Origin of the sequence: Paenibacillus sp. VTT E-133291 (genome assembly GCF_002264395.1) — a bacterium.
In the GTDB taxonomy this organism is placed as follows: domain Bacteria; phylum Bacillota; class Bacilli; order Paenibacillales; family Paenibacillaceae; genus Paenibacillus_AQ; species Paenibacillus_AQ nitricinens.
In genome coordinates, this window is sequence record NZ_NFVA01000002.1 from 135,473 (window position 1) to 156,129 (window position 20,657).

General features: G+C 44.4%; 22 protein-coding genes. 17 read left to right on the forward strand and 5 right to left on the reverse strand.

What is annotated here, in order from left to right:
- Window positions 1–86 precede the first annotated feature (86 nt).
- Window positions 87–1,430, reverse strand: a complete 1,344-nt coding sequence (locus CA598_RS01735) for a glycoside hydrolase family 30 protein (RefSeq protein WP_094870155.1) — start codon at window positions 1,428–1,430, stop codon at window positions 87–89.
- Between the two features lie 135 nt (window positions 1,431–1,565).
- Between CA598_RS01735 and CA598_RS01740 the strand changes: the two genes are divergently transcribed.
- Window positions 1,566–2,360 (forward strand): AraC family transcriptional regulator, encoded by a 795-nt coding sequence (locus CA598_RS01740; protein ID WP_094870154.1) that lies wholly within the window; start codon window positions 1,566–1,568, stop codon window positions 2,358–2,360.
- Window positions 2,361–2,372: 12 nt separating this feature from the next.
- Here the strand turns inward: CA598_RS01740 and CA598_RS01745 are convergent, their stop codons facing one another.
- The 3 genes from CA598_RS01745 to CA598_RS01755 all read right to left on the reverse strand — a co-directional run bounded on the left by CA598_RS01745 (window position 2,373) and on the right by CA598_RS01755 (window position 5,342).
- On the reverse strand, window positions 2,373–3,419 hold the full coding sequence (locus tag CA598_RS01745) for a glycosyltransferase family 4 protein (RefSeq protein WP_094875110.1): 1,047 nt from the start codon (window positions 3,417–3,419) through the stop codon (window positions 2,373–2,375).
- Between the two features lie 118 nt (window positions 3,420–3,537).
- A complete protein-coding gene (locus CA598_RS01750; protein ID WP_094875111.1) occupies window positions 3,538–4,383 on the reverse strand; it encodes a sugar phosphate isomerase/epimerase family protein in 846 nt (281 codons plus the stop codon).
- A gap of 50 nt (window positions 4,384–4,433) precedes the next feature.
- Window positions 4,434–5,342 carry an alpha/beta fold hydrolase gene (locus CA598_RS01755; RefSeq protein WP_094875112.1) on the reverse strand — a complete coding sequence of 303 codons (909 nt, stop codon included), beginning with the start codon at window positions 5,340–5,342 and terminating at the stop codon, window positions 4,434–4,436.
- 435 nt (window positions 5,343–5,777) lie between these two features.
- On the opposite strand from CA598_RS01755, the gene CA598_RS01760 reads away from it, so the two are divergent.
- The 10 genes from CA598_RS01760 to CA598_RS01805 all read left to right on the forward strand — a co-directional run bounded on the left by CA598_RS01760 (window position 5,778) and on the right by CA598_RS01805 (window position 16,635).
- Window positions 5,778–6,278 carry a GNAT family N-acetyltransferase gene (locus CA598_RS01760; protein ID WP_094875113.1) on the forward strand — a complete coding sequence of 167 codons (501 nt, stop codon included), beginning with the start codon at window positions 5,778–5,780 and terminating at the stop codon, window positions 6,276–6,278.
- A gap of 233 nt (window positions 6,279–6,511) precedes the next feature.
- A complete protein-coding gene (locus CA598_RS01765; RefSeq protein ID WP_094875114.1) occupies window positions 6,512–8,581 on the forward strand; it encodes a bifunctional aldolase/short-chain dehydrogenase in 2,070 nt (689 codons plus the stop codon).
- Window positions 8,582–8,621: 40 nt separating this feature from the next.
- Window positions 8,622–9,380, forward strand: a complete 759-nt coding sequence (locus tag CA598_RS01770) for a DeoR/GlpR family DNA-binding transcription regulator (RefSeq protein ID WP_094870148.1) — start codon at window positions 8,622–8,624, stop codon at window positions 9,378–9,380.
- A gap of 26 nt (window positions 9,381–9,406) precedes the next feature.
- Entirely contained in the window at window positions 9,407–10,135 is a 729-nt protein-coding gene (locus CA598_RS01775) for a (Fe-S)-binding protein (RefSeq protein WP_094870147.1), read from the forward strand.
- Window positions 10,132–11,685 (forward strand): LutB/LldF family L-lactate oxidation iron-sulfur protein, encoded by a 1,554-nt coding sequence (locus tag CA598_RS01780; RefSeq protein WP_094875115.1) that lies wholly within the window; start codon window positions 10,132–10,134, stop codon window positions 11,683–11,685. Before CA598_RS01775 ends, CA598_RS01780 begins: the two co-directional genes overlap by 4 nt.
- Window positions 11,678–12,406 (forward strand): LutC/YkgG family protein, encoded by a 729-nt coding sequence (locus CA598_RS01785; protein WP_094875116.1) that lies wholly within the window; start codon window positions 11,678–11,680, stop codon window positions 12,404–12,406. Before CA598_RS01780 ends, CA598_RS01785 begins: the two co-directional genes overlap by 8 nt.
- Before the next feature lie 27 nt (window positions 12,407–12,433).
- Complete coding sequence (gene rhaB, locus CA598_RS01790) at window positions 12,434–13,921, forward strand: rhamnulokinase (protein WP_094875117.1); 1,488 nt, start codon at window positions 12,434–12,436, stop codon at window positions 13,919–13,921.
- 198 nt (window positions 13,922–14,119) lie between these two features.
- Entirely contained in the window at window positions 14,120–15,394 is a 1,275-nt protein-coding gene (rhaA, locus tag CA598_RS01795; RefSeq protein ID WP_094875118.1) for an L-rhamnose isomerase, read from the forward strand.
- 119 nt (window positions 15,395–15,513) lie between these two features.
- Window positions 15,514–16,152, forward strand: coding sequence for a Vat family streptogramin A O-acetyltransferase (locus CA598_RS01800; protein WP_094875119.1), 639 nt, complete (start codon window positions 15,514–15,516; stop codon window positions 16,150–16,152).
- 111 nt (window positions 16,153–16,263) lie between these two features.
- Complete coding sequence (locus CA598_RS01805; protein ID WP_094875120.1) at window positions 16,264–16,635, forward strand: YkvA family protein; 372 nt, start codon at window positions 16,264–16,266, stop codon at window positions 16,633–16,635.
- A 16-nt stretch (window positions 16,636–16,651) separates the two neighbouring features.
- On the opposite strand, the gene CA598_RS01810 is transcribed toward CA598_RS01805, so the two are convergent.
- On the reverse strand, window positions 16,652–17,044 hold the full coding sequence (locus CA598_RS01810; RefSeq protein ID WP_094870140.1) for a winged helix-turn-helix transcriptional regulator: 393 nt from the start codon (window positions 17,042–17,044) through the stop codon (window positions 16,652–16,654).
- Window positions 17,045–17,195: 151 nt separating this feature from the next.
- On the opposite strand from CA598_RS01810, the gene CA598_RS01815 reads away from it, so the two are divergent.
- From CA598_RS01815 to CA598_RS01840, 6 genes are all read left to right on the forward strand, one after another.
- Complete coding sequence (locus tag CA598_RS01815) at window positions 17,196–17,870, forward strand: NAD(P)H-dependent oxidoreductase (protein WP_094875121.1); 675 nt, start codon at window positions 17,196–17,198, stop codon at window positions 17,868–17,870.
- 209 nt (window positions 17,871–18,079) lie between these two features.
- Entirely contained in the window at window positions 18,080–18,490 is a 411-nt protein-coding gene (locus CA598_RS01820) for a CidA/LrgA family holin-like protein (RefSeq protein ID WP_094870138.1), read from the forward strand.
- Window positions 18,490–19,176, forward strand: a complete 687-nt coding sequence (locus CA598_RS01825; RefSeq protein ID WP_094870137.1) for an LrgB family protein — start codon at window positions 18,490–18,492, stop codon at window positions 19,174–19,176. Before CA598_RS01820 ends, CA598_RS01825 begins: the two co-directional genes overlap by 1 nt.
- 91 nt (window positions 19,177–19,267) lie before the next feature.
- Entirely contained in the window at window positions 19,268–19,447 is a 180-nt protein-coding gene (locus tag CA598_RS01830; protein ID WP_042126589.1) for a hypothetical protein, read from the forward strand.
- A gap of 177 nt (window positions 19,448–19,624) precedes the next feature.
- Window positions 19,625–19,813 (forward strand): hypothetical protein, encoded by a 189-nt coding sequence (locus CA598_RS01835; RefSeq protein ID WP_094870136.1) that lies wholly within the window; start codon window positions 19,625–19,627, stop codon window positions 19,811–19,813.
- 163 nt (window positions 19,814–19,976) lie between these two features.
- Complete coding sequence (locus tag CA598_RS01840; RefSeq protein ID WP_256990310.1) at window positions 19,977–20,543, forward strand: putative ABC transporter permease; 567 nt, start codon at window positions 19,977–19,979, stop codon at window positions 20,541–20,543.
- Window positions 20,544–20,657 lie beyond the last annotated feature (114 nt).

Consider the following 20,657-nt stretch of genomic DNA (forward strand, 5'->3'; position numbering starts at 1 on the left):
CTTTCCAAGGTCTATTTCGACTAAAACAAAACACAGCAAGTCTCCAATCCCTCAGAGACATGCTGTGTTTTTAGCTTTCGAAATTTCTATTTAATGAGCAGGGTTTGAATAGCATGAGCCGGTATCATGTTCTCAGCCAAGCTGTTATGGAAGCGCAGGCTGAAAGGAAGCTCTTGTTCCGTGCGGTTCATAACGATAACAGCAATAGTACCATCTGGATTACGGAAAGCTGTAGTTTCAAGCTTATCTGTATATTTGGAATGTCCAATTCGTTTAGCACCTGGGCGAATATATTTACTGAAATGTCCGATGTAATAGAAGGAGCTCTCAAATATTATTTCATCGTTTTTCGTATCCCCGATAATTGGAGCATCGCAGAAGTTACCCACATGGTTAGGTCCACCTTGCTCGTCCAACACAATATTCCAGTCTGTCCAGCATGACATCCAATTGTTCAGATTGCCAATGATATCATGGCCGTAACGTTCGCCTGTGTTCCATGAGCCGAGATGAACGCCACCTTCTTGGCAGCCTTCGCTGAAGAACAACTTCTTGTCTGGGAAGCGATCATGAACGGCCGATAGGGCTTCGAAGTGATCGCCGGAGTACCAGTGGAAGCAAATTCCCCAAATGTATTTGGAAGCTTCTTGATCTTCAAAGGCAACCTTGGCACGGTCATACACGCGCTCCTTGTTATGATCCCAGATCATAACCTTTACATGAGCCAAACCGGCTTGTTCCAAGGCTGGTCCCAAGTAATCACGAACAAAATCTTTTTCTTCTTCGGCAGTATAAAGGCAAGAATCCCATATTTGTACAGCCTTTGCTTCGTTCTGAACACTAACGGCCCAAATATCGATGCCTTCCGCAGCGTAAGCCTGAATATATTTTACGAACATGTTGGCCCAAGCCTCACGGTATTCAGGCTTAAGAGCTCCACCACCGTTCATTTGACCGTTCGTTTTCATAAAAGCTGGTGGACTCCAAGGAGAAGAGAACAAACGGAAATCTTCGCCAACAGCTGCTGCAGCATTTTTGATTAGGGGGATAATTGACTCTTGATCTCTGGAAATATCGAACGAACGGAGCTCTGCATCGCCTTCTTCTACATACGCGTAGTTGCCCAGTGAGAAGTCACAGCTTTGGATATGCGAACGGCAAAGGGTAAATCCAATACCATCCTTAGGATCAAAATAAGCGTCGATGATTTCTTTCTGTTTAGCTTCACTTAGTTTAGCGATGGTAACAGCAGAAGCCTCGGTAAGTGCACCACCGAAACCTTCCATTTCCTGATACTCCAAATCATCATAAATATTGATGAGCTCTGATTCGACGCCTGACGTATCGGGGAGGAAGATCAGAGGGTCTTTTTCTGTTAGTCGGTCGGTAGTTTCTTTTGCTGTTTGAATGACGCGAACAATTTTACTCATAGTGGTTGGTAACCTCCTGTACATATAAATTCTGTCTTTATTATAGAAGGAGATTCACTGTTCTTTGAAGAAACAATATGGCTAAGAACCTCAACAATCTGGTCATCGACTACTTAGGGAAGAGGAGTGAATGCTATGGAAACTAATAGTGTCCAAATAAGCCTATGCGGCTTTATTCGCCATACTCAGCCTTTTCGGCAATTATATCGCAGTGGGCTGGATACCTATATCATAAGGCTGCAAGCAGAAGGAGAGTGTGAAGTACTGATCGATGGAGACATGGTAACCGTGGTGCCTGGTGATCTGTTATTATTTAAGCCTCAAGATATATATGATCTGAGAATCGGCGAAAAGAAGAGTAAGCTGGGACATAGTGTGGACTATTTTGTAATGTGTACAGGGGAATGGGTGGATCAGTGGTGGAACCTGCGCGAAAGACCGAAGAAGGTTAGAATTGCGGATGACGGCAAACTGCAAAGTATATGGCAACAGCTTGATCTGGAGAATAGAAGATTAGATGGGGGGAGCCCTGAAATACTTGAGGCGCTGTTTAAAGCGCTATGCCTGCTGTTAGATCGGGCTATGGAAGAAGCACCTGCATCATCATCAGCCTCACTGCTACACGGGCTTAAGATGAAGAGTTATGTAGAGGAGCATGCTACATCAGAGATCAGATTAAAGGATGTAGCTGCCCATGCAGGAATTAGTGTAACGAGGGCCGTACATGTATTCAAAATTCAATTCGGCTACTCTATTATGCAATATGCTGGGCAAATTCGGCTTGCTATGGCTCTTCGATTAATGGACAACACCAATTATACCTTAGAGCGAATAGCAGAGGAGACGGGGTTTGGAAGCTACACCTATTTCCACAGGGTATTTCGGGAACGTTATGGCGTCTCCCCAGGCAACTATCGTAAGAGAGAGTAGCCTTCACTATTTTTAAGATCGTCTAGTTTTTAACAAGAAGTCCCTAACCGCTTGCTCAAATAACCTGACACTATTTGCCCATGTCCATTTGTGGGAAGATCTTTCACCTTGTGCGGCCAATTTAGTTCTTAAGTTTGGGTCTCGGATTAGGCGGATGACATCTTCACCAAGCCGATTCTCGTACCGATAGGAGAGCAGGCAGTTCTTCTCGTGATTTGCGTATTCCATATTTCCACCTGAATAAACACAGACCAGTGCTACGCCACACCGCATGGCTTCAAGCCCCGGCAAAGAACCCGTATCAAAAATACTAGAACTAACAAAGATATCTGCACCGTTGTAATGGTAACAGAGCTCTTCATCATTCGCTGGCGTGAAGAATCGATATTTGCCAGTAGCTTTCATTCTTTGGAGAACTTCTGAAGTATTGAACTCGTCGGGCGGACTGATAAAGTTAATATTTACATGGGGACATTGATTTTTCACATGATCCAGTTGCTCTATAAGATAGTCTTGCTCACGGTGCCATGAGAAACCACGTTCTGCTTTTCTTAATATTGCTGTTATGTTTAAAGGCTCCTGAAGACTGTAACGGATATTCATATTCTTGAAGGATGAGCTAATGCCAATGGGCACGATTTTTCCTGTGATCCCATGATTTAAACGAATCAGATCCTGCTGCCAATGCGATAAAACAATTAGATGCTCTGTGACATGATAAGAAGGGAAAGACAGCGAGCTATCTGGTAAAAAGGGGGGTTCATAACATAATGATAATCTTACATGAATTCCTTTTCCTTGATTGCTAGCTGCTTGAGAGGTAGGGACTGTTGTATGGAAATTAGAAACAATAACATCGCCTGGGGGATAGTCCTGTTCTTTAGGCGACATATGTGTGGAGCGGATTAAGGTGGAGCGGACATCATAGGAAACAACACCATCCACAGGCATGAGGATAGTAACCTGATGCCCCATAGCTGTCAGCCCATTGGTGAGTTCTACCAGCATGCGTTGAGCTCCACCATGTGATAAGGTCAGAATAGGGAATGTGAATCTCATCGGTAATCCCGTCCCTTCCAAGTTAGGGCTTAATCGTCAAACGAAGTTACTCAATCGTTCTGTTTCTTATTTTATTCAACTCGCTTAGAAAGGTACCATTTATCTAGTTTAAAAATCATTATTTTTCCATAAGAGCGATATTCTTTAGTAAAGCAACGGTCTCATTAATCTCGAGGTTCGTTATATCTTCTAAAGATACGTCGATCATGGGCTTAAATTGCTGGAGTTTGCTCAGGAAAGCTTCAGTATGGAAATGCCCTCCACCAGCCTTACCGTGGTAAGTTCTCTCTCCATCTTGATAGATGTCTTTTAAATGCGCCAAAATGATCCGATCCCCGAACAACCTGAAGGCGTCATCAACAATTTGATCCTGCATATCTACAGCGTCACCAATAAAATTGCATGGATCCAAGACTACACCAATATTGCCTGAGGGAATTTCATCTAAGATGCGGCGCATCTTGTCTGGTGTAGAAAGAGTATGTGTGCAGACACCCTCCAATCCCAGAAAAACACCCCATTTTTCAGCTTCCTCCGCAAGCTCTTGTACAGTTTCCCTTAAAATATCCCAGCCGATATCTTCGTAATGGAGCGGGTCTTGTGCTTGGAAAGTAGTCAGAGCGCCCGTCTCCGTAGCCACCATTGGGGCGCCGAATTGGCGGGCATACCGAAGATGTTCTTTGAAGCGATCTATTTCTAATCTCCGGATAACAGGATCTGGATGAATGGGATTGATGTAACAGCCTAACGCGCCGATACGTATACCTGCTCTTTCAAATTGTTCACCAATATAGTTTGCGAGGCCTGGACTTAATTTACCTGTGGAGGTGTTGATGTCCTGAATAGCTTTGGATAAAGCAAGTTGAACAAAATCGATATCATAATTCTGAAGCGTTGCTGTCAACGATTTGAGGGGTAAACAACCAAATGTATGCGCTAATGTTCCGTATCTGATGGTAATCATCTCCTTATCTAAGATAGGTATGTGTAATTACAAACATAATAGTAGCGCTTTCATCTGGATGCAAGTGATTTATCCTTATCGTTTGTCAGGAAATTGATGATCTCAGTGTTTATTCTATCCGGTTGCTCGTGATTAATGCCGTGTCCCGCATGGGGGATGACTTGGTAATAGAACTTTCCAGCTTCTAAAATATTTATGAAATCCTTCGATTGCTTTAGCGCGTGTTCTCCAACTAGAAAATAGAGCTTGTCTCTAACTGCGACTGCGGCGTTTTGATCATACGGATGAAGCTTATGCACAAACATAGCTTGCTGATTATGAGTGCGCATTAAAAGGATCAGATGAGCAGCTAATACTGGATGGTTGTCAAATAAAGGGGAGTTAGGGGCGCTTAACTTCTTCAGAACTTTCAGTAAATTGCGATCCGTTGGAATCAGAATCTCCGGGAACATCATCATTAAGGTTTGGATCATGGCTTTAATCGGTGCATTAACCATTCCACCCTCCAAACAAACGACACGGTTCACTTTGTCCGGTTGCTTGGTCGCATAATTAAAAGCAATATAGGCGCCATTGGACACACCCGCGAGATTAAAGACTTCAACCCTCAGATGTGTCGCTATTTCGTTAATCCATGCCACTTGCTCAAAATTCTGTTTGTTAAAATGCTCATTAGGTATGCTTTTACCAGGTCCGCCTAAAGTATCAATAGCAATGCAATAAAAATGCTTCGATAATTCCTCGATGTTTAAGATCCACATGACCGCCGAGTTATCGCCAACACCATGGAACAGGAGTAAAGGTGGATTAATCTTTTGACCAGCAAGGATGCAATGTGTCAGTCCATATGAGGTAGGAATATCGATTTCCTCAAGTGGAGTGGGCCACTGCTCAACAAGCTGCTGATAGGATTGCCACACTCGTTCTTGCGCCTTGGTATTCTTAAAGCTATTTACCATCACAGACCTCCATATCCAAAATAAAGAATATATATCTTATTCCAATTAGTATACTACGAGAGTTCGCAAGGGGGAGAAAGAAATAGAAACATTACTGTGAAAAAGAAGGTGGGAGGTGAGTCGGCACACAGAATTTTTGATTTTTGATGCTAACATCCATCCCGAAGCCTGATACGTGCATTTCGTACAACTAAATAGCCACTTTACGCGCATAAAAGCGATATAGATGCACTCTGTACAACTATATCTCTGGAAATTAGCGGATATTGCTAGATTGGAGGGGATTAGTTGCACAAAGTACACTTACCACTAGGCGCGAACGTTGAAATTAATTTTTAGTTGTAGAATATGCAATTAAATAATGCGGAAGGTTCTCTTTTGCGGTAAATTTTAGGATATGGAAAGTTATTTATGATGTTCGAGGGGGCGCTAAGGATGCTAATTGAACTAAAGGAAGCGAGTTTATCAGATGATCGTGATATTTTTGAGATGATTGCGGAGATCGGTCCGGGAGAGAATGGTTTCGTTAACAATGGTTTTGATATGGTTTACAGTGAATTTCCTGATTTCATCAGGGGGCGGATAGCTCTTTCACGAGGTGATAATCTTCTACCAAACTATGTCCCACAAACCAACTATTGGTTAGTGATTGACTCTTATCCTGTTGGTGTTGGCAAACTAAGACATGCCTTAAATGATCAATTAAGAAAGTCAGGTGGACATATCGGGTATAGCATCAGACCGAGTGAACGAGGAAAGGGTTATGGCACAATGATGTTAGCAGAGCTGCTAAAAAGAGCTGCGGATAGGGGGATTAATGAGGTCATGCTGACTTGTGAGCCGAACAACGTATCTTCGAGAAAGGTTATTGAAGCGAATAAAGGAATATTAACCGGCATTGAGGATGGAAAATGTAACTACTGGGTTAGTCTATAAGCTGGCGTGATGAATAGCGGGATAAGGAGTTGCTGATGGAGTTGCTAATGGGCAGCTCTTTTTTGTCTTTTACAAAAAAACTTGCAGTGCACGCCATGGAGATTCGTCTAAAATGTGAAATAAATTTTAAATTTTGTTGAAAACGCTCTATTCAAACACAAACAAATAGATTAAAATCAAAACAAAGAAAAATAAACAAAAAAATAAACATTCAAAAACGGAGGTATTCGCAAATGGTACAAAACTTATGGGATTCATCTCGGGAAACGGAAATAAACGGGGGATTGGATGCATTAGTGTTCCGCTCCAATCTGCTGGGCGAAGACCGCAGGGTCTGCAATTTTGGAGGAGGGAATACCTCTAGCAAAACGATAGAAATAGATTTCCGTGGTCGTGAGGTTGAGGTCATGTGGGTAAAAGGTAGCGGATCTGACCTAGCTACAATGAAAGCAGGGAATTTTACAGGATTGCGGCTTCAGGATATTGCTCCTTTGTTCGAGCGGGAGGAAATGCCTGATGAGGAAATGGTGGCCTACCTCGCGAACTGTATGATTGATCCTAAGCATCCACGTGCTTCTATTGAGACGCTGCTTCATGCTTTTTTACCATTCAAACATGTAGATCATACGCATCCAGATGCGATTATCAGCTTATGCTGTGCTCATAACGGTAAGGATATTGCGCGGGAAATTTATGGAGACCGTTTCGTATGGGTGCCTTACATCCGTCCAGGTTTCACTTTATCCAAAATGATTGCTGAGGGCGTACTTGCTAATCCACAAGCAGAATTGGTGTTGATGGAGAAGCATGGTCTGGTAACTTGGGGAGATACGCCGGAAGCTTGTTACGCTAAGACGATCTCTATCATAAATGAAGCTGAGCGTTACATCGAAGATAGAATTGAAGATGAGAACCTGTTCGGGGGCCGCAAAGCGGAAGCGCTTCCGGAAAAAGAGCGGCGGGCTGTCGCGGCGGCTGTAATGCCGTTGATCAGAGGCGCAGTTAGTGATGAACGTAAAATGATACTGACCTTCGATGATGCAGAGGATGTCCTGCGTTTTGTAGGTGGAGTTAACTCGGAGAAATTATCCAGTGTAGGTGCAGCCTGTCCGGATCATTTGGTACATACCAAAATGCTGCCACTATTTGTGAATTGGGAACCAAATGCCAGTGATATTGATGGTTTGAAGACGAAGCTGAACGAAGCGATTATCACATACAAAGAGCAGTATAAAGCGTACTTCGATCGCAATAAGCATGAGGGAGATGTAATGTTCGAAGCCGCACCGCGTGTGATTCTGATTCCCGGAGTGGGAATGATTAATACGGGCAAAAGCTGGAGCAACTCCAAAATTAGCGGTGCCTTGTATCACCGGGCGATTGCTGTTATGCGCGGAGCTACCGCACTGGGAGATTTCGTCTCTCTAAGTGAGAACGAATCATACAATGTGGAATATTGGCCTTTGGAATTATATAAATTATCGCTGGCACCAGCAGAAGCAGAATTCTCGCGTAAGGTTGCGTTTATTACTGGTGGAGCTGGAGGAATCGGGAGCGAAACTGCTCGTCGTCTAGTGTCCGAAGGGGCGCATGTTGTGCTGGCAGATCTCAATCTGGAGGGTGCTCAGAAAATTGCCGAGGAGATTAACGATAAATACGGTGAGAATCGTGCGTTCGCTGTTAAAATGGATGTAACGCAGGAGGAGCAAGTTACCGCAGCTTATGCGGAAACAGCACTTATTTATGGCGGAGTAGATATTATTGTTAACAATGCTGGGCTTGCGACTTCCAGTCCTTTTGATGAGACTTCATTAAAAGAGTGGAACTTGAACATTTCCGTGCTAGGAACTGGTTATTTCCTCGTTGCACGCGAAGCCTTCAAGGTGATGAAGGAGCAAAAAATCGGCGGTAGCATGGTATTTATTGGTTCTAAGAACTCCATATTTGCTGGAAAGAGCGTATCGGCTTACAGTTCTGCCAAAGCACTAGAAGCACATTTGGCTCGCTGTATTGCAGCTGAAGGTGGAGAGTTCGGTATTCGCGCCAATACCATTTTGCCGGATGCCATTCTACAAGGCTCAGCGATTTGGAATTCGAACTGGCGGAATGAACGGGCGGCTGCTTACGGGATTGAACCGGATCAACTAGAGGAACATTATCGTAAACGTACAACACTGCTTGTAAATATTTATCCTCGTGATATTGCTGAAGGCGTTGCCTTTTTCGCTTCATCCAAGTCAGAGAAGACGACGGGCTGCATGCTGACGATTGATGGTGGAGTGCCGGCAGCTTTTACTAGATAAGTGGAAGATGGAATATAGATAGATATAACGGAGGGAAGCCATGCTGATTGCAGACAGATATGAAAGAATCGTAGAACTAGTGAATGAACGTGGCAGCATTCGTGTCTCGGAACTGAGTACATTATGCCAAGTGACGGAGGAGACCATCCGCCGTGATCTTGATCGCTTGGAAAAGGCGGGGAGGCTGCTACGCTCGCACGGCGGTGCAGTCAGTCTGCGTGATCGTCAGCCAGAGACGCCCTATGCTGAACGTGAAATTATGAACGCAGCGGAGAAGCAGCAGATTGCTCGTGAAGCAGTGCTGATGATAAAGCCGGGAGATCGAATTTTGCTGGATGCTAGCACAACTGCATGGTATATGGCCTCACATTTGCCGGATATGCCACTAACTGTACTGACTAATTCTATTAAGGTAGCTGCGGAGTTAAGTGGGAAGGAACGAATAGATGTGATCTCAACTGGCGGTCAGCTGAGCCGCAGATCGATGTCCTTTGTTGGTCATTTAGCCGAGCGTTCGCTTGAGTTGTATCACGTGGATAAAATGTTTTTTTCCTGCAAAGGATTTCATCTCGAACGCGGCGCCAGTGAATCGAATGAGCTGCAAGCGATGGTAAAGCGAAAGATGATTTCTATTGCGGAGCAGGTGATCCTACTTTGTGACTCCAGCAAATTCGGAATTCAAGCGTTCACACATGTTGCCACGACTAGTGAACTGGATGTTGTAATAACGGATTACAGCCCTGCCACAGAACAGCTAAAGCAGCTACAGGAGCTGAACATCGCAATAACAACCGTGTAGATAATAGTGTTGCAGGAGGTGAAGACATGAAGGTATCGATGTTTATTACTTGCATCAGTGATGCTGTGTACCCAAAGGTCGGAGAAGCAATGGCACGTCTGCTAGCCAGATATGGCGTGCAGCTGGATTTTCCCGAAGTGCAGACCTGCTGCGGACAGCCTGCGTACAATAGTGGCTATTGGAATGAGGCACGTCAAGCTGCGCTTACGATTTTGCAGGCTTTCGAAGACAGTGACTTTGTCATTGCTCCTTCCGGGTCTTGCACCGGGATGCTTCATCATTACCCGAAACTGTTTCAGGATGATCCGGTTAATTTGGTCAAGGCGCAGAATTTGCAGCGTAAATCCTATGAGTTCAGCCAGTTTATGGTACAGGTGCTTGACGTCACGGATCTAGGGGCAGTATTTCCGCATAAAGTTACCTATCATCCTTCCTGTCATGGCACTCGGATTCTGGGGATTCGTGATGAGCCTATGTTACTTATGCAGAATGTGAAGGCGATGGAGCTAGTACCACTACCTTTTGCTGAGGACTGTTGTGGGTTTGGCGGAACCTTTGCCGTGAAGATGTCTGATATCTCCGGGGCGATGGTTACCGAGAAGTCAGATCATGTGCTGGAGTCGGAAGCCGAAGTCTTAACAGGTCTGGATATGGGCTGTCTCATGAACATTGCTGGGAATTTGCGTTATCGCCACAAACCGGTCCGAGTCATGCATTTAGCAGAGCTACTGTATGAGGGGGTGAGTGGACAATGAGTCAGAATGCCGCTCAGACTAAATCGGAATCGAATAAGGTGAAGCCAGCTACGGTAAAACAGCGTGCAGATTTGGCGCTGAATAATGATTTTTTACGCAAGGCGGTTCGCTTTACTACGGAAAGACTGCGTGACGGGAAACAGAAAGCGGCGAACGATCATGGGCACTGGGAAGAATGGCGCGAACGTGGGCGACAAATTCGCCTGCATACAATCGCTCATCTGGATTATTACTTAAATCTATTTGCGGACAATGCAAGAGCGAATGGCACGCATATTCATTTTGCGGCAACGGGTGAAGAGGCAGTGAAGATTGCTTTAGAGATTGCGCAGCGGAAACAAGCGGCTTCCGTGGTCAAATCAAAATCGATGGTGACTGAGGAGCTGCATTTGAATACGGCGCTTGAATCCATTGACGTGGAGACGATTGAGACAGATCTTGGCGAATATATTATCCAGCTTGCCGGAGAAACCCCGTCTCATATCATTATCCCAGCCATCCATAAAAACCGCTATCAGATTGCTGAACTGTTGTCCAAGGAGGCAGGGGAGGAGCTTTTGCCTGAGACTACAATCCTTGCAGGATTTGTACGGCGCAAGCTACGGGAGAAGTTCCTCGAAGCGGATATTGGGATGACGGGATGCAATTTTGCGATTGCAGAGACAGGTTCCATGGTGCTATTCGAGAATGAGGGCAATGCTCGTATGGTCACCACCTTGCCGAAGACGCAAATCACTTTGATGGGGATGGAGCGGATTATTCCTTCCTGGAGCGACCTTGAGGTGATGGCTACGTTATTGCCTCGTTCAGCAACTGGCCAGAAGCTAACAGTGTATATGTCCGGTATTTCGGGACCCCGTAGGAAGGATGACGGGGACGGGCCGGAAGAGCAGCATATTATTATCCTTGATAATGGTCGATCTGAGCAGCTAGGCGATCCAGAATTTCAGGAGCTACTGAACTGCATCCGCTGTGGAGCCTGTCTGAATGCCTGCCCTGTCTACCGTCATATTGGCGGTCATGCCTATGGTGGGACTTATAGTGGACCGATCGGAGCGGTGTTGACCCCAGCGCTGAACAAAAATGTAGATCAATGGGATGATATCGCGGGTGCATCAAGTCTGTGCGGTGCGTGTTATGAAGCTTGTCCAGTCAAAATCCCTCTGCATGATATGCTTATCTATTTACGTCGGCGTAAGGTAGAGCGAGGTTACGGAGACAAAGCGGAAGGTCTTGGCATGAAAGGCTTTGGTGCGATTATGGCGAAGTCACAGCGATTCAGTAATGTGATGAAAGTAGGCAGAATCGGACAAAAGCTGCTTGTGAGAGACGGCGGAATTCCGTCTAAGTTTGGGCCGCTGAAAGGCTGGAATAACTATCGGATCGCTCCGAAGCTGGCGGATGAATCCTTCCGCGAGAGCTGGAAAGGGCTGCAGGAGGAGTTAGACAATAATATTCGCGAGATGGACCCGTCGATACAGAAACGGATGGAAGATTTATTAGCGAAGCGAAAGCGTGAAGAGCTGAAAGGAGAGCCCGGATATGACTGAAGAAACGCACATAGAATGGCTGGAGCGTATGGACCATGATTCTCGTGAGAAACAGCAGGTATTCATGAACGATATCGCTCGTCGCTTGAAGCATCCAAGAACGACTACGGCTCCTGCACATCCTTTTCGCGGCGCTCCAGATTATTGGCAAGAATTCCAGTGGAGTCCAGAAGAACGCATCGATCAATTTACTGCGAATTTTCAAAGTGCAGGTGGACATGTGTTTCGCGTGGCAACGATGGATGAAGCTAAAGCTTTTATCGTCAATAAAGCGAGTGAGATGCTCGCCCGTTATATTCTTCGGCAAAATGCAGCTGAGCTTGCGGCACTTCGATTAGAAGAGGAGCTTGAAAATACGCGGGTATCTGTCTGGAATACGGATATGCAAGAAGCATGGAAAGCTAGGGCGGCGGAAGCTGATATTGGGATTGTGCTCGCGGATTATGCAGTTGCTTATACAGGCTCAATTACAGTGTTATCTTCTGCGGATAAAGGGCGCTCTGTCAGCCTTTTGCCCACCGCATTAATTGCCATCATTCCGCTCGAACGGCTGAAGACTCGTCTGGGTGAGGTGCTTATTGATTTTGATGAAGCGGGACAATCGGGTCTCCCCGCAGGTATTCACTTTATCTCTGGACCCAGCCGTTCAGCGGATATTGAGAATGATCTGACGATAGGTGTGCATGGCCCGGGAATCGTATTCGCCTTGCTGGTAGGTTGATGAGGAGATAAGGAGTGTTGTTTAAGAATGAATGCTGGGGCGCATAAACAGGGTCAGAATCATATTGCTATTGATATTGGAGCCTCTAGTGGGAGAGTCGTTTGCGGAACCTTGCAAGAACCGGAAGGAAACTTATCATTAACAGAAATCCACCGTTTTAGTAATGGGTTCTCTGAGAAGAATGGTAATCTTTATTGGGACGTCGATTATTTATTTGCTGAAATAGTAAAAGGCTTGCAGAAGGCGAAGTCAAAAGGAATTGAGCAGTGTACCGTCGGAATTGACACTTGGGCCGTGGATTACGTACTTCTGGATCAGAAGGGTACACGAATTCATGAAGTTTTTTCTTATCGTGATTCCAGAACAGATAGAGCGGTACAAAGCCTACATCGTAATATATCAACTGTAAGCGTTTACGGCAAGACGGGGATACAAGTTCTCCCGATTAATACGTTGTACCAGCTGTTTGTGCATGATCAGGCAGATCTTGAAGCAGCACATTCAATCCTGCTGGTCCCTGATTATCTCTATTATCGGCTTACGGGACGCAGAATTAGTGAAGTCACGAATGCTTCAACCACGGGACTGCTGAATCTGCAAACTCGGGATTATGATACTGATTTACTGGCACTGCTTGGTCTTTCAAAAGAGCAATTTCCCCCCTTAACGGAACCTGGGGAACAAATTGGCGGATTGACTGATGACCTGGCGGCACGCGGTGATCTTCCAGATTGTAAGTTCATAGCAGTTGCCACTCATGATACAGCATCAGCTGTACTAGGCGTTCCTGCAAGTAGCGACAAATGGGGATTTCTCAGTAGTGGTACTTGGTCACTCATCGGGGTGGAACGAGCTTCAGCTATCACAAGTCCAGAAGCGATGGAGCGCAATTATACAAATGAATGGGGAGCCTTCGGATCGTTCCGTTTTCTTAAGAACATTATGGGGATGTGGCTGATCCAAAAGGTTCGTGAGGAATATGGTGGTCAATACAGCTTCGGCGAACTGGTGGAGCTGGCAGAGCAAGAGATTCCTTTTAGATCCATCATCTACTGCAATGATGAACGATTCATGAATCCATCCAACATGATCAGCGAGATACAGGGCAATTGTGCGGAAGTCGGACAGTTGGTACCAAAGACACCAGGGGAGATTGCCAGATGTGTGTTTGACAGTCTTGCTCTTTCTTACTATTTCTATGTTCAGGATCTTCAGCTATTAACCGGCGAGAAGTGGGAGCGTCTGCACATTGTAGGCGGAGGGGCGAATAATGGTTTGCTATGCCAAGTTGCGGCGGATTTGCTAGCGATGGAGATTTACGCTGGTCCAACGGAATCCACCGCATTAGGTAATGTAGTTATGCAAATGATCAGCGTGGGTACGGTCGCAAACATTAAAGAAGCAAGAGAAATTATATATCGTTCATTTGATGTAACAATCTACATTCCACATGAGATGGAGGCTTCCCTAAAAACCGCGGCATTGGCTGAGTTTGCTCGGCTGCAGGTCGTTTAAGAGTAACTTTGATTTGGTGAAATAGCTGCGGGTGAGCGGAGAAGGGCGAAAATACCCCACATTGGGAGTGAAAAGCGGAAAGTGAGTGAAAAAGGGGTATAAATCCCTCTCATCGGGCGCAAAAAGCGGAAAACGTGCCAAAGTGGAGCAAAAATCCCCCTAAATGAAATCACAAAGACAATAACAGGAGGCTCAAGCATGGAGCAGAATACAGAAAGCTTAAGGAGCATTCAGACGAGCTATAATGAGGCGAAAAAGCTCTACGAACTGCACGGCATTGACGTAGATAAAGTATTAGAGCAGCTTGCAGCAATCAAAATTTCATTGCACTGCTGGCAAGGAGACGATGTAAAGGGCTTCCTGAATAAGGAAGAGGAACTAAGTGGCGGGATCGCGGTCACGGGCAGTTACCCGGGGCGAGCTAGAAATCCGGAGGAACTGCGCCGTGATTTGGAGCAAGCACTAGCACTTATCCCAGGACGTCATAAAGTTAATTTACATGCTATTTATGCCGATACGGAAGAAACAGTAGATCTTGATGCGTTAGAGCCTAAGCATTTTGAAAGATGGGTGAAATGGGCTAAGGAGCAGGGACTAGGATTAGATTTCAATCCCACTTGCTTCTCTCATGAAAAAGCTAATGATGGCTTCACACTAAGTCACTCGGATCCTGAAATCCGCAACTTCTGGATTGCTCATTGCAAGGCTTCACGCCGAATCTCCGAATCTTTCGGTCAGGCACTGGGTCAGCCTTGTGTAACCAACTTCTGGGTTCCAGATGGATATAAAGATACACCGATCGACCGTCTGTCACCGAGAGTGCGACTTCAGCAATCACTGGACGAGATCTTCAGCGAGGAGATCGATCAGCAATATAACATTGATGCTGTAGAAAGTAAGCTGTTCGGAATTGGCTCGGAAAGTTATGTGGTAGGTTCGCATGAATTTTATATGGGTTATGCACTAAGCCGGGGCAAAGCGGTATGCTTCGATGCTGGGCATTTCCACCCAACCGAGACTATCTCGAATAAATTATCCTCTTGGCTGATGTTTGGTGATCAATTGTTGCTGCATGTTAGCCGTCCAGTACGCTGGGACAGTGATCATGTGGTAACTATGGATGATGAACTGCTGGAGATTGCTCGTGAACTAGTTAGAGGTCAATTCCTAGAAAGAACTCATATTGGACTTGATTTCTTTGACGGAAGTATTAATCACATTGCCGCTTGGGTGATCGGAACACGTAACACAATCAAAGCCCTGCTACGTGCGATGCTGGAACCGATAGAGCTATTGAAGCAAATTGAACTGGATGGAGATTATACTACTAGACTTGCACTGGTAGAGGAATTGAAATCTTATCCATTCGGAGCTATTTGGGATTATTATTGTGCGACGAATGGTGTGCCTGTCCGAGAAAGCTGGCTGAGCGATGTGAAGCAATACGAAGTAGATGTTTTATCAAAGCGATAAAGTACTTGTAATGGCGGTTACCACACGGTAGCCGCTTTTTATGTTCATGATTCGTACTTATTTGAAAAGATCTTTGATCTCTGGTATGTTTTATCAAAAAAAGAGAGAGAGGCTTTATTATGGAGAAATATGGACCCGATCCGAATGCGCTCTATCCGAATGAACAGATCAAAAGCATCTGTTATATCAAAAATGTGATTACAAGAAACAATATTACGGTTGGCGATTATACGTATTATGATGATATAGACGGTGCGGAAAAGTTTGAGGAGCATGTGACTCATCACTATGATTTTATTGGGGATAAGCTTATTATTGGGAAATTCTGCGCGATTGCTACAGGTATTGAATTTATCATGAATGGTGCGAACCATCGAATGAATTCCGTTACGACCTACCCTTTTAATATCATGTCTAATGGCTGGGAGCATGCGGTTCCAGAACTATCAGATCTACCCATAAAGGGAGATACGGTGATCGGCAACGATGTGTGGATTGGACAGAATGTTACGGTTATGCCGGGTATACATATTGGAAATGGAGCCGTCATCGCGGCCAATTCAACAGTTGTGAAAGATATCCCGGCTTATAGTGTCGCTGGAGGAAATCCATGTAAAGTAATTAGACAACGTTTTGATGACGAACTGATCGAATATTTAGAAGCGCTTAAGTGGTGGGATTGGGATGCCGAGCGAATCTTTAAGAATCTTGAAGCGTTATGCAGCAGTGATTTGAATAAAATCAAAGAAATTAAATGATATTGTGTAAGTTTCATAGAACGAGCTATAGTTTATCTTAAAGATATAAATAATAGCTGAGGGCATACTGACTGTATGAACTTCATATGAACCTTGCGGAGGGAAATTCTAATGAAGAAAGATGATGATAAGATCACCACGGAACTCACAGCAGAGAAGTTTCCATACAGTAAAGAGAACGAGGAGATGGTGACGCGGAATTTTTGGACAAAAACTAAAAAGTTCGCAGGCAAGATCCCATTTACTAAAGATGCTATTGCGATGTATTATTGCGCAGTCGACGCAAAGACCCCTTTATGGGCAAAAGGAATTGCCTTCGGAGCGTTGGCTTATTTCATCTCCCCGATTGATGCGATACCGGATGCGATTCTCGGACTTGGATTTACGGATGATGCTGCAATTATTGCAGCAGGAATCAAAGCGATCTCAGGTCAGGTTAAGGATGAACATAAGGAAAAGGCTGAAGCATTTTTTGAAAAATAGAAGGTGCAGCTTTGAGCTACACCGTAATATCCATACCTTCTGGACAGCTTTCTGCGGAAAGCTGTTTTGTTTTGTAAACCTCTCCCCAGTCTTTCATGAGTTTAATAATAGGGGTCAGCGTCTTGCCAAATTCAGTTAACGAGTATTCGACTTTCGGGGGAACCTGATGGTAGACCTCACGGTGAACAACTCCATCTTCTTCCAGCTCTCTAAGCTGCAAGGTTAACATGCGTTGAGTGATTCCTGGGCATATCCGTCGAAATTCGTTAAAGCGTTTCGTTCCATCCATCAAGTGATAGATGAGGATCCCCTTCCATTTTCCTCCTATAACATCGAGCGTAAATTCCACAGGGCAAGCTTCCTTATTGCTTTCTGGGTGATCTCCGAATCCACCTTTTCGATCACGCATAGCCGTTCAACTCCCACAGTATCATTTTGTATACTACATAACATTAATGTGCGTACTTTTAAAGAAGTGATATATATTCTAATATTATGCATGAGAACGGCAAACAGTCAAATGGGTCGTTGGTTCTAAGCAAACAAAAGGAGTGTTAAATATGGGTACTTTATCATTAAACAAAAATGAAATCCTGTCTGCCTACCAATTCAGACATGCAACTAAAGAATTTGATAGTCATAAGAAAATTAGTGAGTCAGACTTTCAGTTTATTCTGGAAACAGGACGTCTGTCACCAAGTTCATTCGGATTTGAGCCTTGGCGTTTTGTCGTAGTACAAAGTCCGGAAATACGCGAGAAATTACGAACTCATGCCTGGGGAGCACAAAAGCAATTGCCAACTGCAAGTCACTTTGTATTGATTCTCTCCCGTCTTCCTAAAGATATGTCTGCTGATTCCGACTATATTAGAGGGATGATGGAGCATGTCCAGGCGCTGCCTCCAGAAGTGATGGAAGGGAAAGGTAATATGTACGATAAGTTCCTGAAGGTTGATTTCGGATTGATGGAGAATGAGCGGGCAATGTTCGAATGGAGCTGCCGGCAGACTTATATAGCCCTTGGTAATATGATGACATCAGCCGCTTTAATCGGAATCGATTCTTGCCCAATGGAAGGTTTCGATAAGGCGAAGCTAGAGCAGATTCTTACCGAAGAGGGGATTATGGAGGCCGAACATTTTGGAATCTCCTGCATGGTAGCCTTTGGATATCGTTTGAATGAACCGCGTGGAAAAACACGACAAAGCGCAGAGCAAGTCATTCAGTGGGTTTAAATAAGCTGGGATTTCAATTTAGAGCAGCATAACGAAAATAACTAACCTGTAAAGTCTCCGGCGTTCCGGAGATCATACAGGTTATTTTTGTTTAATTCTTACAAGATTCGAAAAGTAATTGAAATTTTCATGAAAACTCTGATACTCTTATTGAGGTGACCCATTTTAAGCTTTATCGAGTTAATTTAATAATGAAGGGATCCTGCATCATGAAAATCATTCGCATAATTATCCAAGTGTTCCTGCTTTATTTGTTCTACTTGGCTGGAGACTTCCTGCAAAAGCAGCTGCATCTTCCTGTTTCTGGGAGTATCGTCGGATTACTTCTGCTCTTTGTTTTATTGCTATTCAAGGTTGTACCAGTGAAGTGGATTGAAGAGGGTGCAACAACAATATTAGCTTATCTTCCGTTATTTTTTATTCCAGCGACGGCTGGGATCGTGAAGCATATGGATATTTTTAGTGGGAGAGGTTTGCTGTTAATCTTGATTCTTATCGTTAGCAGCGTGCTCACTATTGCAGTCGCAGCACATACCAGTCAATGGCTTTCAACCTTGAAAGACAAGAGTAAGGCGGGCTGGAACAGCAAGAGCTTAAGCGAAAAGGGGAAGGAAATATAATGTTTTTTATCGCGACAGGAATTGTCCTGCTTAATGTTGCAATTTATTTATTGATGTCCGTGGTATATAGACGTTTTCGGTTTCCTGTTCTTATTCCCGCGCTAACAGCCACAGCCCTTGTTGTAGCACTACTTCTATACTTTCATATTCCGTATGATACATATATGATAGGCGGTCAGTGGATTAATCAGCTACTGGGACCTGCTGTAGTGGCGCTAGCCTATCCATTATATAAACAACGTAATGTGTTAGTTGAGAATTTTCCGGCGATCCTAGGGGGCGCTATTGTAGGTTTGTTAATAGGGATGTTTAGTGGTTTGCTTTTGGCGGCAGGGCTAGGATTCTCTAAAATATATGTTTTGTCCATATTGCCAAAGTCGATCACCACACCTGTAGCGATACAGATCTCGAATGGTTTAGGCGGGGACTCCTCGCTAACCTCCGTATTTGTAATGATTGCCGGATTTACAGGTGCGATTGGCGGTCCTCTCATTATTAAGCTGTTTAAGATTCGAAGCGAAGTTGGGATTGGGATCGGGTTAGGAACGGGTTCTCATGCACTTGGAACTGCAAAGGCACTGGAATATGGAGAACAGTCAGTTTCAATGAGCTCCGTAGCGATGACCGTCTGTGCTATTGTCGGTTCATGTATCGGTCCGGTGGTAGCTTGGATCATGTACCCTTAAATTCAATCATCATAACTATGTTTGCAAAACACTCCATCGGGTAACTATAACTAAGGAACAAATAAAGCAAAGCACCTGAGGAGGATTTCACATGTCAGATTATTCTCAAGATGAAGCGGAAATCCGCAACAAGGAAAATAAAGACGGCGATTCATTAGCTGAAATTAAGAAGATGGAGAATGGCGTGGACATCGAGCCAGAAGCAGACGATTGGGTAGCCAAGCCTGCAGAGTCCTCTCATCCTGATCCGCTTCCTAACGATTTAGACTAAATGATTCGGAAGACAGGCTGTCCTTCATCGGACAGTCTGTTTTTTCTTGAGATCGTTTTAGTAATTATTGTATAATGGAATCAAGTACAACCTCATCAGAGTATTTTATCCAAGTTCGTCGTTGCTTTTCGCTAATTCCACAGATCTCAGCCATTCTTGTTGCAGGGAGGAAATGAAATGCGTAGTCGGAACGAGAACAGCCGATATCGGCAAAAACGTGGCGAGGCTCTAGCAGGTAACTCTGAGAAAAAATATGGTTCAAACTTTGGCGTAAGAAGTGAGCTTACAATGGATACGTTAAAGAAACAATACGACGATCAGTCGCTGATCCCGGCTCAGAATCCTGAAGAACAACTTAAACCATAAGCGTGGAAGGCTAGAGAATCCACTTTACTCCTTATATTTTGTAATGAAGGCATAACCTATGGGTTATGTCTTTTTTGTTGCGCATATCTCCTGAAGGATTAAGGCATAATAGGGCCGGATGGATATTTAAGAAAATAATGACAACTAGGAGCGGTGTATAAGCATGATGACTTCTATATTTTCTTCAAGCGGAGAACCTGCGATGGCAGTGGCGGGCCAATATTTCTTTTATTTTATGATCTACTCTTTTTTAGGCTGGGTATTGGAGGGTACATATAACTTATATAGTAATGGAAGCTTTCGCAAAGAAGGCTTTCTAAAAGGTCCTTTTAAACCAATGTATGGATTTGCACCACTGCTTCTACTGTTTGCCAGAGACTTAACCCTGCCTTTCCCAATTTTCCTCCTGCTTGCGTTAGTCGTTCCTTCAGCTGTTGAATATGTAAGTGGTTGGTTGCTGAAGACTGTCTTTCAAAAGCAATGGTGGGATTACTCAGGGATGTCTTATCAACTGCAAGGGCATATTTGCCTTCGATTCTCCCTATATTGGTGGGCGCTATCGGTAGCTTGTGTATTTGGGATTCAGCCGTTCATGGAGCTTTTATATTCACAAGTCCATAACGTTTGGGGAATTATTTATCCTTTCGTGGGACTCTATCTTATGGCTGATTTATTGTGGACTTGCTGGAGTCGGTATAGAAGTGAGAAGACCCCCCAATATCAAGATTAATGATGTCTATATGAACAACATAAGCATTCTTTTGTATATGAAGCACAAACATATCAGTTTTGTATAATGGTGATGTGCCGTGTCTGGATGCTCATTTCTTGAAGTGGTATGAGG

Excerpts from the sequence above, each read along its gene's own strand:
- CA598_RS01735 (WP_094870155.1), bottom strand. The coding sequence starts at position 1,430 with ATGAGTAAAATTGTTCGCGTCATTCAAACAGCAAAAGAAACTACCGAC.
- CA598_RS01740 (WP_094870154.1), top strand. The coding sequence starts at position 1,566 with ATGGAAACTAATAGTGTCCAAATAAGCCTATGCGGCTTTATTCGCCAT.
- CA598_RS01745 (WP_094875110.1), bottom strand. The coding sequence starts at position 3,419 with ATGAGATTCACATTCCCTATTCTGACCTTATCACATGGTGGAGCTCAA.
- CA598_RS01750 (WP_094875111.1), bottom strand. The coding sequence starts at position 4,383 with ATGATTACCATCAGATACGGAACATTAGCGCATACATTTGGTTGTTTA.
- CA598_RS01755 (WP_094875112.1), bottom strand. The coding sequence starts at position 5,342 with ATGGTAAATAGCTTTAAGAATACCAAGGCGCAAGAACGAGTGTGGCAA.
- CA598_RS01760 (WP_094875113.1), top strand. The coding sequence starts at position 5,778 with ATGCTAATTGAACTAAAGGAAGCGAGTTTATCAGATGATCGTGATATT.
- CA598_RS01765 (WP_094875114.1), top strand. The coding sequence starts at position 6,512 with ATGGTACAAAACTTATGGGATTCATCTCGGGAAACGGAAATAAACGGG.
- CA598_RS01770 (WP_094870148.1), top strand. The coding sequence starts at position 8,622 with ATGCTGATTGCAGACAGATATGAAAGAATCGTAGAACTAGTGAATGAA.
- CA598_RS01775 (WP_094870147.1), top strand. The coding sequence starts at position 9,407 with ATGAAGGTATCGATGTTTATTACTTGCATCAGTGATGCTGTGTACCCA.
- CA598_RS01780 (WP_094875115.1), top strand. The coding sequence starts at position 10,132 with ATGAGTCAGAATGCCGCTCAGACTAAATCGGAATCGAATAAGGTGAAG.
- CA598_RS01785 (WP_094875116.1), top strand. The coding sequence starts at position 11,678 with ATGACTGAAGAAACGCACATAGAATGGCTGGAGCGTATGGACCATGAT.
- rhaB (WP_094875117.1), top strand. The coding sequence starts at position 12,434 with ATGAATGCTGGGGCGCATAAACAGGGTCAGAATCATATTGCTATTGAT.
- rhaA (WP_094875118.1), top strand. The coding sequence starts at position 14,120 with ATGGAGCAGAATACAGAAAGCTTAAGGAGCATTCAGACGAGCTATAAT.
- CA598_RS01800 (WP_094875119.1), top strand. The coding sequence starts at position 15,514 with ATGGAGAAATATGGACCCGATCCGAATGCGCTCTATCCGAATGAACAG.
- CA598_RS01805 (WP_094875120.1), top strand. The coding sequence starts at position 16,264 with ATGAAGAAAGATGATGATAAGATCACCACGGAACTCACAGCAGAGAAG.
- CA598_RS01810 (WP_094870140.1), bottom strand. The coding sequence starts at position 17,044 with ATGCGTGATCGAAAAGGTGGATTCGGAGATCACCCAGAAAGCAATAAG.
- CA598_RS01815 (WP_094875121.1), top strand. The coding sequence starts at position 17,196 with ATGGGTACTTTATCATTAAACAAAAATGAAATCCTGTCTGCCTACCAA.
- CA598_RS01820 (WP_094870138.1), top strand. The coding sequence starts at position 18,080 with ATGAAAATCATTCGCATAATTATCCAAGTGTTCCTGCTTTATTTGTTC.
- CA598_RS01825 (WP_094870137.1), top strand. The coding sequence starts at position 18,490 with ATGTTTTTTATCGCGACAGGAATTGTCCTGCTTAATGTTGCAATTTAT.
- CA598_RS01830 (WP_042126589.1), top strand. The coding sequence starts at position 19,268 with ATGTCAGATTATTCTCAAGATGAAGCGGAAATCCGCAACAAGGAAAAT.
- CA598_RS01835 (WP_094870136.1), top strand. The coding sequence starts at position 19,625 with ATGCGTAGTCGGAACGAGAACAGCCGATATCGGCAAAAACGTGGCGAG.
- CA598_RS01840 (WP_256990310.1), top strand. The coding sequence starts at position 19,977 with ATGATGACTTCTATATTTTCTTCAAGCGGAGAACCTGCGATGGCAGTG.